Source organism: Jiulongibacter sediminis (genome assembly GCF_001306455.1).
GTDB classification, from domain to species: Bacteria; Bacteroidota; Bacteroidia; order Cytophagales; family Spirosomataceae; genus Jiulongibacter; species Jiulongibacter sediminis.
Map to the genome: position 1 here is coordinate 959,727 of NZ_LGTQ01000005.1, position 16,842 is coordinate 976,568.

General features: G+C 39.8%; 17 protein-coding genes. All 17 read right to left on the bottom strand.

Translation table 11 applies throughout. The features are described from left to right. Window positions 1-46: 46 nt before the first annotated feature. The gene (locus AFM12_RS04225) at window positions 47-412 is read right to left on the bottom strand and encodes a response regulator (protein WP_055144209.1); all 366 of its coding nucleotides are present in this window, start codon (window positions 410-412) and stop codon (window positions 47-49) included. A 75-nt stretch (window positions 413-487) separates the two neighbouring features. Next, window positions 488-796 carry a LytR/AlgR family response regulator transcription factor gene (locus AFM12_RS20035; protein WP_082391188.1) on the bottom strand — a complete coding sequence of 103 codons (309 nt, stop codon included), beginning with the start codon at window positions 794-796 and terminating at the stop codon, window positions 488-490. A 164-nt stretch (window positions 797-960) separates the two neighbouring features. Continuing rightward, window positions 961-1,635: a LytR/AlgR family response regulator transcription factor gene (locus AFM12_RS04230; RefSeq protein ID WP_055144211.1), complete on the bottom strand. Its 675-nt coding sequence runs from the start codon at window positions 1,633-1,635 to the stop codon at window positions 961-963. A gap of 7 nt (window positions 1,636-1,642) precedes the next feature. Then, window positions 1,643-3,418 carry a sensor histidine kinase gene (locus AFM12_RS04235; RefSeq protein WP_055144213.1) on the bottom strand — a complete coding sequence of 592 codons (1,776 nt, stop codon included), beginning with the start codon at window positions 3,416-3,418 and terminating at the stop codon, window positions 1,643-1,645. 137 nt (window positions 3,419-3,555) lie between these two features. Beyond that, window positions 3,556-3,783 carry a hypothetical protein gene (locus AFM12_RS04240; RefSeq protein ID WP_055144215.1) on the bottom strand — a complete coding sequence of 76 codons (228 nt, stop codon included), beginning with the start codon at window positions 3,781-3,783 and terminating at the stop codon, window positions 3,556-3,558. A gap of 19 nt (window positions 3,784-3,802) precedes the next feature. After that, window positions 3,803-3,994, bottom strand: coding sequence for a hypothetical protein (locus AFM12_RS04245; protein WP_055144217.1), 192 nt, complete (start codon window positions 3,992-3,994; stop codon window positions 3,803-3,805). Between the two features lie 162 nt (window positions 3,995-4,156). Then, window positions 4,157-6,772, bottom strand: coding sequence for a TonB-dependent receptor domain-containing protein (locus AFM12_RS04250; protein WP_082391189.1), 2,616 nt, complete (start codon window positions 6,770-6,772; stop codon window positions 4,157-4,159). A gap of 173 nt (window positions 6,773-6,945) precedes the next feature. Continuing rightward, window positions 6,946-7,635, bottom strand: coding sequence for a LytR/AlgR family response regulator transcription factor (locus AFM12_RS04255; RefSeq protein WP_055144221.1), 690 nt, complete (start codon window positions 7,633-7,635; stop codon window positions 6,946-6,948). Further along, window positions 7,625-8,683: a sensor histidine kinase gene (locus tag AFM12_RS04260; protein WP_055144223.1), complete on the bottom strand. Its 1,059-nt coding sequence runs from the start codon at window positions 8,681-8,683 to the stop codon at window positions 7,625-7,627. Before AFM12_RS04260 ends, AFM12_RS04255 begins: the two co-directional genes overlap by 11 nt. 121 nt (window positions 8,684-8,804) lie before the next feature. Then, window positions 8,805-9,344, bottom strand: coding sequence for a hypothetical protein (locus tag AFM12_RS04265; protein WP_055144225.1), 540 nt, complete (start codon window positions 9,342-9,344; stop codon window positions 8,805-8,807). Window positions 9,345-9,452: 108 nt separating this feature from the next. Further along, window positions 9,453-10,826 (bottom strand): sensor histidine kinase, encoded by a 1,374-nt coding sequence (locus AFM12_RS04270; RefSeq protein ID WP_055144227.1) that lies wholly within the window; start codon window positions 10,824-10,826, stop codon window positions 9,453-9,455. Then, complete coding sequence (locus AFM12_RS04275; RefSeq protein ID WP_055144229.1) at window positions 10,826-11,521, bottom strand: response regulator transcription factor; 696 nt, start codon at window positions 11,519-11,521, stop codon at window positions 10,826-10,828. Before AFM12_RS04275 ends, AFM12_RS04270 begins: the two co-directional genes overlap by 1 nt. An 83-nt stretch (window positions 11,522-11,604) precedes the next feature. Beyond that, entirely contained in the window at window positions 11,605-12,483 is an 879-nt protein-coding gene (locus AFM12_RS04280; protein ID WP_055144231.1) for a bestrophin family protein, read from the bottom strand. A 103-nt stretch (window positions 12,484-12,586) separates the two neighbouring features. Continuing rightward, window positions 12,587-14,014 (bottom strand): SDR family oxidoreductase, encoded by a 1,428-nt coding sequence (locus AFM12_RS04285; RefSeq protein WP_055144233.1) that lies wholly within the window; start codon window positions 14,012-14,014, stop codon window positions 12,587-12,589. A gap of 42 nt (window positions 14,015-14,056) precedes the next feature. Next, entirely contained in the window at window positions 14,057-14,917 is an 861-nt protein-coding gene (locus AFM12_RS04290) for a glycoside hydrolase family 16 protein (protein WP_055144235.1), read from the bottom strand. A gap of 18 nt (window positions 14,918-14,935) precedes the next feature. Then, on the bottom strand, window positions 14,936-15,469 hold the full coding sequence (locus AFM12_RS04295) for a hypothetical protein (protein ID WP_229308458.1): 534 nt from the start codon (window positions 15,467-15,469) through the stop codon (window positions 14,936-14,938). Beyond that, entirely contained in the window at window positions 15,469-16,740 is a 1,272-nt protein-coding gene (locus tag AFM12_RS04300; protein WP_055144237.1) for an alpha/beta hydrolase family protein, read from the bottom strand. The genes AFM12_RS04295 and AFM12_RS04300 overlap by 1 nt, the downstream gene beginning before the upstream one ends. Between the last annotated feature and the right edge of the window lie 102 nt (window positions 16,741-16,842).

Genomic DNA, 16,842 nt, shown 5'->3' on the forward strand with positions numbered 1-16,842 from the left:
ATGCCTGATTTCTGGGATAGAAAATAAAAATGAGAAATGCCTGCTGTCAATGAAGGGCCATCTCAAGGGCGGCTATCAAATCGCTATTTTTGAAAGGTTTGGTGAGGTAGGTGGTGGGAGAAACGGCATAAGCCCTACTCAGAAAACGCTTATTTTCATAAGCAGAGAGGTAAATAAAAGGAATATGAAAACGACGGTAAATTTCCTGACTCAGCTCTATACCATCCATTTCCTTCTCTCCCAGGTTAATATCCAGAATAGTCAGGTCAATTTTAATATTCGCGAGGGTTTCAAGAGCGTTCTTTGCATTCTTGGCTTCAACAACCTGGTAGCCGTTTTCGTCCAAAACTTTCCGGGTCAATCGCCTGTTCAGGTAGTCATCTTCCACCAACAATATTGTTTTCTCACTCATCTACCTGTCTTTATATCTTCTTTATCCGAGGCATAAAATTGAAACCTTGACCCCTTGATAATGAAATTAAATAGTCTACTTCAGGAGCACTCTGCTTCGTCGGCTAATTCTAAGATTAGTACCATTTATTAGTGATACCGCTGACTCATCTGACTTGACATTGGTAACATGTTTCATGTTAACGATATAAGACCGATGAATCCTTTTAAAGGATGGTAAATCCTCTAACATTTTTTCAAATACCTGTAAATTATAGGATGAGACTTCGCGTTCTCCATTTCTATAATGAATAATGGTGTAATTGCTTGAAGCTTCTAAATACAGCAAACTGGAGTTAACACTCATTAAATGTATATTCTGCTTCAGTTCTTTAACTCTACCCATAGTAATATACGTAATATGATTAGAAATTGATCCTTGTTCTATAGAGGATTTTCAAGAACCAAACTATTTCAATAGGATAAAACGCCAAAAAATATGGGATAAAAGCCGTTTTTCAGGGATAGAAAAGAGTGTTTGGCTCAACGGAAAGCCATAGTAGCCTAAGTTTAAAGTTCGTTCTGGTACTTCTTGGAAAGAGGCAAAGCCTGTTTGTTCACGAATACGCTCTGACTGTTAAACTTCTCTATTTTGGTTCTGTTTACAATAAAAGCCCTGTGCACCTGAATAAAGGAATCTGAGGGTAAGGTTTCAAGAATTCGGGAAATGGTAGAGCGGCACCTAAAGGTTTTTTCATTAGTATGTACCAAAAGATAATTGCCTTCAGATTCAATGTAATTTATGGCTTTGATATCAAGATCTACCTTAAAATCTCCGTCCTTCACAAGTAAAGTAACTTCTTCTTCTTTAAATGAACCATTAAGCATGGCGATCTCCACAGCTGCAATCAAATCGCTGTTTTTAAAGGGTTTAGTCAAATAAGAATAAGGAGACGTTCTTATGGCTTCACCGATAATTTTTGGATTATCATAAGCCGTAAGATAAATAAATGGCACCTGAGATGTGCTTTGAATGTGTTTTCCTAAACTTATTCCGTTTTGTTCATTTTCTCCCAGATTAATATCCAAAATAGCCAGATCGAAAGGGTTATTCCTTAACAGATCGATAGCGATTTCAGCATTTTTAGCCTCAAAAACTTCATAACCCATTTCATTCAGGGTTTTTCTGGTCAGTCTGCGGTTTAGAAAATCATCTTCTACAATCAAGATGCTTTTGGGGTTCATGTAGTGGTTATTTAAAAGTGATGGTCAGATCAAAGCCATGGGTTGTGCTAGTTTCAATTTCGGCATCAAGCTGGTCAATTAGTCCTTTAGTGATTTCTACACCAAGCCCTTTTGTCTTTACATTTTCAAAATCAAAACCTTTTCCATTATCCTGATAACGCAATTTATTCAATCCGTTTTCATGATCATAGGAAATCGTTATTTCAATATTCCCTTCTTTTTTATTTCGGAAAGCATGTTTCATACTGTTGCTCAATAGCTCAACAATAATCAGCCCGACCGGCATCGCTTTGGTCAGTGGTAGAGTAGCCACTTCACAAGTAATGGATAAGTCGATGTGCTTGTCGGTTTGCTGGTAAGACTCCAGAACCAACTCTGATAGCTCCGTCACATATCTTTTCAATTCCACATCGTCTACGCTTTCGTCTACATTGAGCTTTTTATGCAATAAAGCGATAGAGTGTATCCGATTTTGATTGTTTCTGATCAGGTCCTCCATGGAACTGTAACCCACCGACTCTTTTTGTATTTCCAACAAACTAATAACGTATTGCAAGTTGTTTTTTACCCGGTGCTGTAATTCAGAAAGCAAGATTTCCTTTTGCTCCACCGTCTTTTTCAGTTCACTCAGTTGTCGACTGATGATCTTATTCTGGCCATTGATCAACCGGTTTTTCCTAATATAAATAATAGTTGCTATCAGGATAACCACCAAAAGTGTAAGAACTAAAATCAACTGCAGACGTTGATTTCGGATGGTTTCCTGGTGTTTATCATTTTGAAATTCTTCTTCCAGTTTTCTAATCTCAGCGTTGCTTTCATTATCCTGTAAACGAACCAACTCGCTAATAGCTTTCTCCAAATTGGCATAGGCTGAGTCAAGTTGATTAAGCTCTTTAAATAAGAACGCCCTGCTTTCATAAATGAAATATTTTTCAGGGGCGGTAACATAATCATAATAGACTAAAGCGGTGTCTGTGTAAGCCAAACTTATGTCTAATTGATTAAGGTCATAAGACTGATCAGAAACATTAATATACGTAAAAAAGAGCCCTTCATAGTCTTGAATTCTCTTATAAACAGGAATCTGTTTTAAGAAATATCCGATGGCTTCCTCATCTTTATTTTGCCGGTGTAAAATAGTGCCTATCAGGAAGTAAGAATCTGCTTCATCTTTGTATCTCCCGTACTTAATTGCGTAAGGAATTGCCCTTTTTGCAAAATTTAAAGTTGAGTCTTCACTAGCCTTGAAACCTAGTTTTTCCAGACTCCTGATTTGTTCCTGATCCTGAGTTTTCTTTCTGGCTAATATACGATGAAGAGATGCCATCCTTACCAAAATGGTGCTGTAAAGCTCATTAATTTCATGGCTTTTACACAGAAGCTCTGCTAAATGAATGTATTCATAGGCATGCTCATAGTCTGTATTAATTTCATGAATTAACGATATATAAATAGCTGATTCACAATTCAATGCAAAGAAATTCTTCTTCTCAGACTGCGAAAAAACATCTAATAAGATCGATAATGATTTTTGATGCTGATTCCCTCCCTGAAGGGCAATAGCCTTTTGCAAACGAACTTTGAGAGATATTTCGAAATTATCAGCTTTTTCAAGAATAAGGAACAAACTGTCAGATAGTTTTTCTGCTTCCAGAAACTTATTATAAACCAGAAGACTATCTATTGTTTGAATTCGGGATTGAATGCCTTTCAAATCCTGAGCTCCTGCCGAAAAAAAGGCCGAAATAAGGAGAAGGATTAAAACATTCCGGAATTGCATACTACAATAGTAATCAAACTATCGATTCAAAAATAATCGATGGCCCGATTAAAGGTAAGAAGACTACTGAAAGTCTGTGCAGAGTTCAGCCAATTCGAAATTTAAAAGGTTTAAACCTCAATCTGCAATAACAAGAATCAAGGCTTACCTTTCTTGTTCAACGTGAATACGCCGGCACCGAAGACAATCGCTGCGAAACCTAGCATGATGTAACCTTGCTGTTGTCCCCCTTTGTTTGAAGCATCTATGTCCAGCCCGAATAGCTCGACATTCGCTGTACTGTCAGATAGTTTGCCGTATCCGGCAATTCCAATAAATAAACCGGCAAGAATTAGAAGAACACTTATAATTGATTTCGTTTTCATGGTAATTAAGATTTAAAATTTAAGAATGAATTTCGTCCGTATCTCTTCTGGTTTTCAACATGGAAGTACCCGATAAGAAAAAAATTAAACCTCCTATGGAAAGAGCCCAAGGGCTTATATTAACCAGGTTTGTCCCAAAAACACCAGGTAAACCTAGAACGAGACCGATAACACCCAATACCAGTAATGCGATAGCTGTTGTCTTAATCATAATTTGAGTTTTTTTGAGGTTGACTCAAAAAACTCTGTTCCTGCATCGCCCTTGTCTCAATTTCTTCTGATTGAGGCGTAAAGTCTACAATTCATCAAAACAAAAAACACCCGCCCCAAACAGGGCAGGCGTTTCTGATTCTAGCTATTACTTATTTAACCTCTATTGCATTTGCATTCCCTCCATAGCACCAGGATTGCTGTTTCTTCTGAACATCTTCATATCCATCTGACCAAATCTCAATGAGAAGTTCAATCTGATCATCTGAGGGTTATTCAGACGGTAGTAAGTTTGAGAAAATCCTTCTCCGAATGATACCTGAGTATTTCCACGCGTTCTAAAAATATCGTTAGCAGAAAGTGTTAATGAACCTGCATTGTCTTTGAAGAAGCTCTTCTTAACTGCGATATCTACACCGTAGAAAGGCTCAATATATCCCTGAGATGAACTCTGTGCAGATGATGGAGGTCCAAATCCACGACCCTGAGAAACCGGTACGTTGGTCTTACCTTGATAATCACCTGACAATTGAATCACCCAGCTATTTTTCAGGTTAAAGTTGTTGTTCAACTTACCGAAGGCTGTCAATAGTGGTTCTGACTGAATACTACTTTCTATATTCTCTGTATTAATTCTGGAGTTATAGAAGTTAGCGTTAGCTGTAAAATCCCACCAGTTCGTCACTTTATTGGTAAAGGTTAGTTCCACACCATAGTTATCACTTGAGTTCGCATTGATAAAAGTATTGATAAGGTCTAGTCTGCCACTTATCGGGTTTACTTCCTGACCCAAATACTGTGTAATCAGGTTATTTGTATGCTTGAAGTAAGCTGATGCAAGGAATGTACCTGTACCAATAGTTTTACTGTAAGACAACTCGGCAGAAGTGGTAAATTCAGGAACCAAATCAGCATTTCCACGAGTGATGTTCAAGCTGTCGCTATAGTCCACAAACGGAATCAACTGGAAGAAGTTCGGTCTGTTTACTCTACGGGTTACGCTCATCTGCAACTGATCCGTATCTGTCAAATCTTTGCTCAGGAATATTGACGGGAATAAGCTGATCGGGAAACTATTGCTGAACGACTCATTTGTATTCAATAACTCACCGGTATAGAAAGAGCTTTCTGCACGAAGACCTGTTTTATAGTTGAAGGCATTACCTACTTTGCCGCTAACAGAAACGTAGGCTGCATAAACGCTGTTATCGCTATCAAAATTGATTGAAGCTGAAGTAACATCCTGATAAACATCTGAACCTACCGGCTTAAGAGTGTTATCATTCAAATTACTCAAGGTATTCAACTGAGCTCTTATACCAGTTTCAAACTGACCGTCATTTTTCAATGGCTTCACATAATCCGTCTGGAAGGTCATAAATCTGTTTGCTCCCTCTCCTATTTGCTTTTGAATCTGAGTTCCGGTAATTAAACCTCCATCAGTCAGATAGTTCGTAGTGTAAATTCCATCGTTTCCGTTAGTACCACCAAAGTAATTGAAGTCCATCGTCAGCTGCTCACCCTCTGTGGCAAAGTTCTGTCTGAAACCTAGCTGCAAACCTTTCGGTCTGAATTGTCTTGAACTTTCTGATAAACGATTACTCACTGAAGAAACTCCATTAATCGTGTTGGTAATCATGATATCTTCATAAGGATTGAAGTTTCCACCTCCCATTACGCCTCCAATACTAAAAGAAGTTTTACTGGAAAGGTCATAATCAATAGCCAGGCGACCAAAACCCATCATGCCTTTGGTTTCACTGGTGATATCCTGATAACTCATAGCATCAATACCTCCGATAGAGCTGGTTCTTTGGCTATATCCTGTAGTATTTCGGTTCATCAGATTACCCATACCCATCAGTGATACATTGAACTTACCTTGTCTAAGATTCAGACTGGTCATGGTATTGGCACCCATATAATTATCGGCACCGATATTTACCATTCCATTAAATCCGCTTTTACGGTTTTTCTTCAAAACCAGGTTAAGAATACCCGCCATACTGCCAGAAGCATCATATTTGGCTGAAGGGTTAGTAATTACCTCCACTTTCTCAATGGCATCGGCCGGGATCTGCTCCAATGTCAAGGTCGTTGGTCTGCCATCAATAAATAGCGTAGGAGCCGCATTTCTCAACTTCACATTTCCATCAATATCAACCTGAAGCGAAGGAATGTTTCTCATCACATCAACAGCCGTTCCACCCGCAGTCACGATATTCTTTTCAACATTGAAAATCTTCTTGTCAATGTCCATTTCCATTAAAGCCTTAGCAGCCTTTACCGTAACGCCATCAAGCATCTGGCTATCTGTTTCTAAAGTCAGTTCACCCAGATCTTTATTAAAGCCGGCCATAATTTTCTGAATCACAGCCATATCAGGAGCTTGCCCTGGTTTCATTCCGCTGAACAAGGAAGGATCTGGTCGGTCAAACTGTACCGGTACTTCAAGTTCTTTGAAACCAACCGAGCTGATTTTTAATTTAATCGGGCTCATGATTGGCAGGCCTTCAAAAGAGAACTTACCATCCATATCGGTCGTTTGTGCTTTCACTACCACTTCTTTTGTGGAATTCGCTGTACTATCAAATTCTGATTTTAATACAATTACTGTGGCAAACTCAGCTGGCTGACCTTCAGGGTTCATTACTTTGCCGCTCACCTGCCCTCTGTTAGGGTCTTGTCTTGGGCCGCCACCAAAGCCGCCACCGGGAAATTGAGCCATCCCGTTCAGGGTGATAAGGCTCAGAAAAAATAAAACTAATCTGCTTTTCATATCTGTAATTTTCTAGAGGTTCGGAGATATTTCCGTTTGTTTCTGAGACAAAAGTAGATTGGACTTTAAGGCCTTGCAACAAAGTGTATATCGATGGGATAAAAGTGTATACCGATTTCATCCTTAACTGGAAAAAGGACTCGAAATCAATCACTTAACAGAACCAAAAACGTCTACAACTTTAGATCTTCGGCGTAGCTTTTACCGATAGGAAGCTCTGTTTCGCCAATAAAAAGAGACGACTTATTGAAGCTTGTCACCTGTGATTTATTAACCAGATAGGAGTTGTGTATTCTTTCAAAAGCAGCTACAGAAAGCCGGTTTTCCATTCCTTTCAAATTACTTCTGGTCAGAACTGGATGAACCCGGTTTTTTAAATGGATTTTGACGTAATCTTTTAATCCTTCAATGTAGAGGATTTCATTGTAGAGTAGTTTGACTTTTTTATATTCCACCGTAATGGTAATGGAGTCCTCGGAGCTGGTAGTACCTTGACCGGCCATTAAATCCATTTGATTTTTAACTTTTTCTATGGCTTGAGCCAACCGCTCTTTGCGAATGGGCTTCATTAGGTAATCTATGGCATTCAGTTCAAAACCCTCCAAAGCATATTGTTGGTAAGCCGTGGTAAATATAAAGAGAGGGGGCTTTTTCAGATTTCTCAACAGGTCAGTCCCTAGCATTTCGGGCATTTGAATATCAGAGAAAATGAGATCAACTTGATTATCATGAAGAAAGTCTAAAGCTGTATGCGGATTGGTAAACTTACCCAAAACCTCCACTTCCTTAAAATCGAGAAGATCATCCTCAAGAATTTCAAGAGCAAAGGGCTCGTCGTCAATCAATATGCACTTAATTCTCATTGACCTCCAATTGCATGGCTACTTTGAAATAGCCGTCTTTTTCTTCAATCTCTAATTGATGACGACCCGGATAGAGCAGATCAAGTCTTCTTTTTACATTTTGAATACCCACGCCCTCATTTTCAAGAGAGTTACCGGGATTGAGAATCTTATTCTTACAGGTGAATAAAATACCATTGGCAGTCTTCTCAATTTGCATTTTTATTTCCGGGGTATTTTTACCGTCCACACCATACTTGAAGGCATTCTCTACAAAATGGATAAAGAGCAAGGGTGCTATATGAAGTGTTTCAGCTGACGGATCAACCTGAAATTCTACCTGAGCATCTGCCTGAATGCGAAGCGACTGCAGATTGATATAATTTTTCAAATGCTCCACTTCTTTTTTGATACTCACTTTTTCAGTATCAACATCATAAATGATGTACCTCAATACCTCCGAAAGCTTCATGATTGATTCCTCAGAGTCTTCTGATTTTTTCCGTACCAGCCAGCGAATGTTATTCAGTGTATTGAAAAGAAAATGAGGACTGATTTGAAGTTTTAACATACTGAGCTCGGCCTCCACCTTCTGAAACTCAATTTTGCGACTTATTTCTCTTTCTCTCCTTTTCTCATTCAGAAGATGAAGAATATTACTAATAAGGATGGTTAAAGAGTAAAAAAGCAAAGGAAAGACAAAACGAAACGTGTTTCTCCAGTCCTCATTCTCTCCGGGCCCCTGGCGATCTTCAAGCGGTATTTGAGGAATTACTACGAAGCGAAAAACCCCGATATTATAATTGTAATATAAAACAAAACCCAGAAGGACAACCAAAGTATATAGCCACCAAAAACGCCTGTTCAACAGCTTCGGGGCTACCCAAAGGAGATTGCCATAAAAGATACCACAAAGAAAAAGAGTAAAAAGAACCGGAATGAAGAGGAACACCTTATTGGTGCTTAGAAGCTCTTCCGGTTTGAAAATGAAATTGAGAAAAGGCAGACTAAAAATAAACAGCCATGAAATGACATGAATGAGGATAGTTCTGCTGTTTTTGGTGTTCATCGGGTTGATTGGTCTCAAAATATCGCCCGCAATTTAAGAGACTCTTTAAGATTTCAGCACTGCTCCACCAATTTTCAGCATCAGCTCATGTCAATTCAGGCTGTTTCTACTCACTACCCCACTATGATAAGGCGGCATTACCCTCATATCTTCTGATGATACTCTTGGATAGGTCTGCAAGAAAAAGTCGGGAGAGCTCGACTGATGAGCCGGCTCTCTCTACAACTTCTTCGTTCTTGAATGAAACCACATTCACCTCAACACCCGCTCTTTTAATCAGTTTTATCAGATCAAAGCTGTCTTTGTGTTTGAAATTCATACCCAACCCTTCAGGAATATAAATTTCGTCAATCTGATTAACCTCCAGGTAAGTTTTCAAAACATGACTCCTCATCGATGTGAGAATGTCTGTTTTCATGGTTATAACCCGCGAATCATACTTGCTTCTGAAGAGATCGCAGGCTTTAAGATAGTCTTCATTCTGAAGTTCGTGGATTACCCTTTTCTTATTGTAGAACAAAAGGTCCATTATGGAATTCGGCGTGAAAATGCCATGGAGAAGAACAATTTGAAACTTCTCATCTTCATTCTCTTCAAAGATTTTCTTTAAAAGAAGAATCGGATTTACGCTGAAGTCGTTCGGAACCAATATTTTTTTCATCTGTAACTGTTGTTAATTGATTCAACAATATTCATCAGATGAAATTAGACGGACTTTAAACTGAGATTAAAAGACCGTTAGATAATTAACCGGAAAATTAGAATGGTATTAGAGTTTATAATTTCCTACCGGCAGGTTAATCTGTACTGTAGTTCCTTTATTGAGCTCAGATTTTATCTGTAGGGAGCCGTTATGAATTCTAACAATATTACGGCTTAAAGGTAGGCCAATACCGTAACCTTCATAGCTGGCGGCGTTGGATGCTCTGAAATATGGGTCGTAAATATATTGGAGCTCGTTTTCAGGAATACCAATACCTGAATCTTTAATCACGATATGGACTTCGTCTTCCGTGGCTCCCAAAGCAATGTAAACCTGATTATTATTTGAGTATTTACAGGCATTGATGACAATATTGGAGAGTGCAAGGTGCAGCAGCTCTTCATTACCTTTGATTTTAAGCTTTTCAGGGTTTTCAGGCAAAAGGCTGAAATCAATACTGATTTTGAAAGTGTGATTAAACTCCAATAGATTTTCCTGTACGTCAAGAATAAGCTGGTCAATCCTTACCTTTTCCAGACGCTGAGATTTGCCGTCAAAACCCGTTCTGGCCAAATAAAGTAGAGCTTTGGTTTTTTTATCCAGCTTCTCAGCCTCGTTGAGAATTTTGCTCAGCGACTTTTTGTATTGCTCCACTTCCCTTTCTTTTGAAAGAACCAAATCAGCTTCTCCAATGATGGAGGTCAAAGGCGTATTTAGTTCATGAGAGGCGTTACTAATAAAGTTTTTCTGAGTCTCAAAAGACGTCTCCAAACGATTCAGCATGTCATTAAAAGTGATTCTCAAGTCACTCAAAGGATCGTCAATAGCCGGAATCCCTAAACGGTGGTGAAGGTTTTCTGTCCCTATTTTCTTTACCTCCGTCACTACATTTTTGATAGGTCTGATCAACGATTTAGAAATGACGAAGGACAGGAAAACGATCAAAAGAATTCCAATAATCAAAGATGCCAACAAAAGATTCCTCAAGTAGGCAATGTGATGGGTATAGAAATAGTTTTCAGCCGAAACCACTACTACAAATCTCTTGTTCTGTTGGGTTTCATATAGAATCCCGGAATAAAAGGTATTTCCATTTCTGGCTTTTCCGGCTCCGTTACTAACTACCTCAGGCACCAGTTCTTTAGGAAGTGTATTAATAAGGCTATCGTTTTCAGCTGACTGGCCATCTACCGGTACAATGTACTCAATCTGATTCGGTAGAATTTCAAGGTACTCCTGCCCTACTTCTTTTATTGAATTGACATCATTGGGATCATCCAGTTTCACCTTAGCCATTACTGCCGCCCTGATCTCCAAACGTTTATAGAAGTCCGTTAAAGAAAACTGAGAGATAGAATAATAAATAAAACCACTCGACAGCACAGAATAGAGCACAAACGCCGTAATAAGAATGTATATAATTCTGTACCGTATATTCATTATTCCTGCTTTAAGACGTAACCCATACCTATCACGGTGTGTATTAACTTTTCAGAGCCGTGTTTATCTAATTTCTTTCGCAAATAATTGACGTAAACATCAACCACGTTAGTCCCCATATCAAAGTTGATTCCCCAGACTTCATCCAACAGTTCTGTTCTTGAGAGTACTTTTCTTGGGTTTTTAATGAACATCAGAATCAACCTGTACTCGGTAGAGGTCAGGGAAATCTCCTTTCCTCTCCTCGTGAGTGTCTTGCTGTCGTCGTTGAGTTCCAGATCAGCGAAAGTATACGTATTCTCTGTTTCGACGTTATTGTTGCCTTTATAGTCTGAACGCCTCAATAAGGTACGTATTCTAGCTTTCAGCTCAATCAGTTTGAAGGGCTTTGCCAGATAATCATCCGCTCCGCTATCAAGACCTAAAACCACATTTTCAGGACTTCCCAAGGCTGTTAGCATCAATACCGGGAGTTCTTTGAAGCCTTCCTCTCTTATTTTTTTACAGACTTCCAGACCGTTCATCTCTGGTAAAAGAATATCGAGTAATACCACATCAACCGTGTTTTTTTTGAGATGTTCTATCCCGATCAGCCCATTGATGGTATGCTCTACACGGTAACCCTCTTCTTCTAAGCCGGTTTTGATAAAATCAGCGACTCCCTTTTCGTCTTCTATGAGTAATATGGTATGCATAGAGCTGTTTAAATTGACTAAAAGTAAACCAATTTGAGAAAATTAAACTTCCAATGAGATTAGAATTGGATTAGAATACCTTTCTAGATAATAATTTCTCCTACGTGTCTTTTGATATTCGAAGCAATTTTCTCAATAGGCAGATCATCAGAATCTATCCCGAAAGGTTCTTCAATTGATTCAGCGATCAACTCTAAAGAAGCCAGCACGTAAAAGATAAAAGGTACTGCGGCGGCCACAAAATATCCTATGGAAAAGACATAGCCTACGGGTAGTGAAGCCACATAAACCACAATAAACTTTTTTAGAAAGGCACTGTAAGATCTCGGAATAGGCGTATTCTTTATTCGCTCACAAGCTCCGCAAACATCGGTAAACGTTCTGATTTCATGGTCGAGAATACGGTACTCCTCAGGGCTAATTTCACCGGCCTTAAACATGTCCTGTACATTTCTGAACATCATGGAAGCCACCTGATTAGGCCCGTGCTTTTGGGTGTCCATGCTAAGTTCAGGATGCTCCACCTCATCAAGCATGTAAGTGGTATAATCAGATCGGAGATGATGAAAAAGGGAAAGTGCATATAAAGGGATAGCTTCCTTAAAGAAAGACCTTCTTCGATGATCGTCCTCGGCTACCATGGCGTTGATTTTTATGGCAAAACTCCGACTTATGTTAACCAACGTGCCCCATTGCTTACGGGCCTCCCACCAGCGATCATAAGCTGTATTGGTTCTGAAAACGAGCAATAAAGAAAGTGCGAAACCTAGCAAACTGTGGACTACAGTAATGTTTCTTACCCAACTTTTTTCAGATAAATTGAGGTATTCCAGCTCGTAGTACGCCACAGCCAAGGATAAAATCGTAGCCAGTATCAAATATGGAAACAGTTTTCTGACGGTATCAGAGCGGTGTAAATAAAATACCGCCTTAAACCACTCCTTTGAATTGTAAATTTCCATAGCTCTTTCTGAATTTTGTCAAAGATGCATACTCCTTTGAATTCAAGCAAAAGAGACCTTACCAATTTATCTTAAAAGGTCTTTTCTTTCTGTTCAGATCAATTCAGGTAATATCATCCACATTCAGAGCATTGATCATCCCTTTGAAAATAAATCCATGAAATGGCAGAACAGAATACCAGTATAGCCTTCCCAGCAAACCAAGAGGACGGAAAGTTGCGTTTTGAATCAATTGCCCATCTTCCACTCTGAACTCAAGCCAGGCCTCGCCGGGTAGTTTCATTTCAGCCAACAACAGCAAACGGCCTTCCGTTTTGTTGGCATATAAAACCCGCCAGAAGTCGAGAGCGTCTCCGGCATAAATGGTAATGGGTGATGTTCTACCCCGCCTTAATCCCACTCCTCCGGCTGCTTTATCCATAAAACCACGGAGTTTCCAGAGCCAATTGCCATAATACCAGCCATTTTCACCACCTATAGCCCAGATTTTTTCTATACACTTTGCCCTGTTTTTAACCGGCACTTTTCGTTTATCGGTGTAGCATCCGAAAGTTGGTACATTTACAAATTCAGAAATATCACTTTCAAAACCACTGCTGGTGTAAGCGTCTTTCCAGCTGGAAACCACCGAGTTACTTTCAATTTTCCGGAAAGCTCTTTCCAAGGCTTTCTCATAACCCATAGGTTCAATATTAAGGATTTCATTGATACGATTATCACGACAAACCACCTCCACTTTCATACTATCCACCAAGGCTTTAGCGAGCATATATGACGTGGAAGTCACGAAATATAGCCAGTATGAAGACAGCCGGGGCGTCATAACGGGTACAGTGAGAATATACCTTTTCAATCGCCGCTGCCGTGCAAACCGGAGCAGCATTTCCTTATAGGTTAATATGTCCGGTCCACCGATATCAAAATTCTGGTCAAAGGTTTTTGACTCAAAAAGAGATTGAGATAAAAACTGAATCACATCATAAATGCCGATAGGCTGGCATCTCGTTTTAAGCCACTTCGGAGTAATCATGACAGGCAACTTCTCAACCAAATCCCGAATAATCTCGAATGAAGCACTACCAGAGCCGATAATAATACCTGCTCTAAGAGCCGTAAAATGGTAAGAACCTTTTGAGAGCTCCTCCTCCACATTTTTGCGTGATGATAAATGTTTTGAGAGGCTGTCCTCATTGACAATGCCCCCGAGATAAATTACATGTTTAACAGCCGTTTGGCTAAGCGTTTTTTGAAAATTCTCAGCCGACTTTTGTTCAAGATCGGTGTACTCATCTGATGAAGACATGGAATGAATGAGATAATATGCCCCGTCAATATCCTGCGGGATCGCTGAAAGCGTTTCTTCTTCCAGAAAATCAACCTCTACTACCTCAATACTTTTTAAAAGCGACTTTTGCGGATTAAAACGATCTTTATCCCGAACACAGCAAACCACTTGATGGCCCTGATCTACTAAAACGGGCAGAAGGCGTTTCCCGATATAACCGGTAGCACCTGTGAGAAGTATCTTCATGATGAAGTAATTCCTGCAAAGACAATTAGGTTCAGATTCCCATCAAAAAGGCTGGTAAGACATCCAATCGACTTCCAGCTCATAAGGCTCTTTCGGTTTTTCAATCGAATTTGGGTTGGTTTCTACCGACCAGTTATCGGTATGCCAGAAATTCATCCGGTATTTAGAAGGATGCTGCGGAATACCTGTTGTGGAGCCACCGTAATGCCATAAATCGAGTGTATCTGAGCTTGTGGGGTGAATCATCCACCACCGCATTTCGTCTGCTTTCCAGTCAAAACCATACGTATAGAAGCGTTTAGAGGCGTCGTAGTCGGGTATGGCTTCAATTTTTTCAGGTATATTTTGGCGACCGGTGAGATGGGTACGTTCGCCACCATAACCAACCTTTGAGATGGTTTCCAGAATTTCACCGTCGGCCAGGTTAATGATACGACCTATGCGTTGCAAATTGGGCGAAAACCCGGTCCAGGTTCCGATGTAAATAATCTTAGGGTCTGCAATGAGCCATTCATAATCAATTTCACTCAGACCCAGATCTTTATCACGCTGATAGGTAAAATAACCAACCACCGCTCCTACATTCGGCTGAATATCTTTTACATCAGGAACTTTCAAGCGAGCGGAGTATCGGCCAAAATGGGTTTCATCTTTTGAGATGATTTCAGGCCCTTTGCCAGCCCCGGCTTTTTCATTCGGGTCTATTTTGAAGGATAAAATCCGCGTTCCTTTCTCTGTGGAAGATTTCTTCCCCATTTTGTATTTGAATTTGGCTTTTGTGCCGGTAGAGCCATATCTGAAAAAAGAAGATTCGGGTTTATTAAAGTCTTCTTTAAAACCAGAATCATTTTTAAGAAACCAGGTCAAAAAAAGCAATCCACTAAGTGAAAATAATTTCAACATACAGGAAACTACAAATAGCTATGGATTATCGAAATGAGGAATAGACACAAGCTCTTTTTCCAGAGTCAATTGACTGATTTTTGCCCTGATGGAATTCAGTTGATCCTTTGTCAACTCTTTGTTTTTTGAGATGACATCATAGCCCTCCGGCGTAAATAATGTTTTTTCAAAATAGATCAATGCCCAGTTTTCTTTGCGATGGTTTTCAATGATTTCCCAACGGCTTCTCAATAGATGCAAAAGGCCTTTTCCACGCCATTCAAAACGTCTGTTGCACTCATCTAGTGAAGTATCAAAGCCAGTAATTGTCTTTTTCTTACCTTTTTTGATATACTGCACTCTATCCAAAAGTCGATCACTCTCAATGGTATAATTAAACCGGGGGGAGGTTTTATTTCCTTTCAGCCACATCGGAAAATTGGAATATTGAATATACCATTGACCTTCTAAATCCTTTAATTTTAGTGGATTCTGACACCCCTGCCCATTGGCGATAAAAACATTAAAAAGGATAATCAGAAGAAAACTATATGTTGCCTTAGGACCAATCACTAATTTGATGCTTGATTCTGACGAAGGGTGAGGCCGAGAAAAGTTCTTGGTTTAAACCCTTTCATCAATCCTTTTTCATCTGGTGCGGCAAAATAACTTTGTGTGTCAACTCCTTTGAGTTTCCAATCCAGAAAGGCGGTGATAAAGTGTTGATTGATGTTATTAATTCTTCGCTGATCCCAATTAGGCTCGGCATAGCGGTAATATTCATCAAAATGTAAGCCCGGTTGCATTGCCTCTGCGGGCGGCGGGTTTGGAGCTATATTATGACGGGCATTCGCATACGTCAACAAAAATCGCTCTGTAAAAACCGCCTCCTCATAAATAGCTTTAATTCCCTTTTCATATCCTGAGATATCGTCTTGATCTCCCGCAATAAAGAATGTGGGTACTTTTAGCCCTCTCAGGCTTTCGGCACTCCATACCATCCGTTCTTTTCCCCAGGGAGCCATAGCCACTACGGCCTTTAAACCTTCCGGTACTGGTTTGAACTCCGGATTATCCTCAACCAAAGGTGAGAGTAAATCAGAACCGCCTGAAAATTGTTTAAATCCTTGATTGAAAGCTTTGCTATAAGCACCTCCTGCCACATTCAAAACCCCATAACCACCCATAGAATAACCAATAATCGCCATGTTATCCGCATCTAAACTTCCTTTTAAAAAAGCAGCATCACCCTCTGATGACCTCATGCTTTCCAGCACAAAACGAATATCAGGCGAGCGGTTGATTAACGTACTGGTAAAGTTGGCGGCATCTCTGAAAGTTGATTCTTTGTGATCGATAGCTGCCACGATGTAGCCTTTAGAAGCAAGATTTTCTGTCAGATAAGTCATTAAATATCTGGAACCCACGTAGCCATGTGAAACTACCACAAGTGGATAGGACTCATTTGAAGATTTTATTCGGGCGTTTCTGGTGGCTCTTCCTTTAAAAGTGAAAGGAATTAACGGTCTCGTGGTATCACCGGCTGTACCCATGACTTCATTATAAGTGATAAGGTCTGTGTCGTTTGGATCTATTTCTGCAGGGTACCAGACTTCTACCGTCAAATCTCTGTCATATAGCGGAGCCTTTCCGTCTTTGGCATTCAGAATATCAGGCTGGTTTTTGTGAATAAACTGAAGCGTTCTCACTCCTACTTTATGCTGCCCTCTGACGGCCAATTCGGGGGCATCTGGCAGGGCGTCGCCATAAACAAACTCCTGAGCGTTTGCCACGCTGGCAAGCAGTATAATTAGAAAAGTAAATAGCTTGTTTAAGGTTTTCATAGGGTTTTAAAGTATTTGATTGGTAAGCCTTAAAACTAAAGAAAAAAGTATGGACTTGGCATATGATTTTCAATTGAAAGGGAACCAGGACCTTATTTTAAC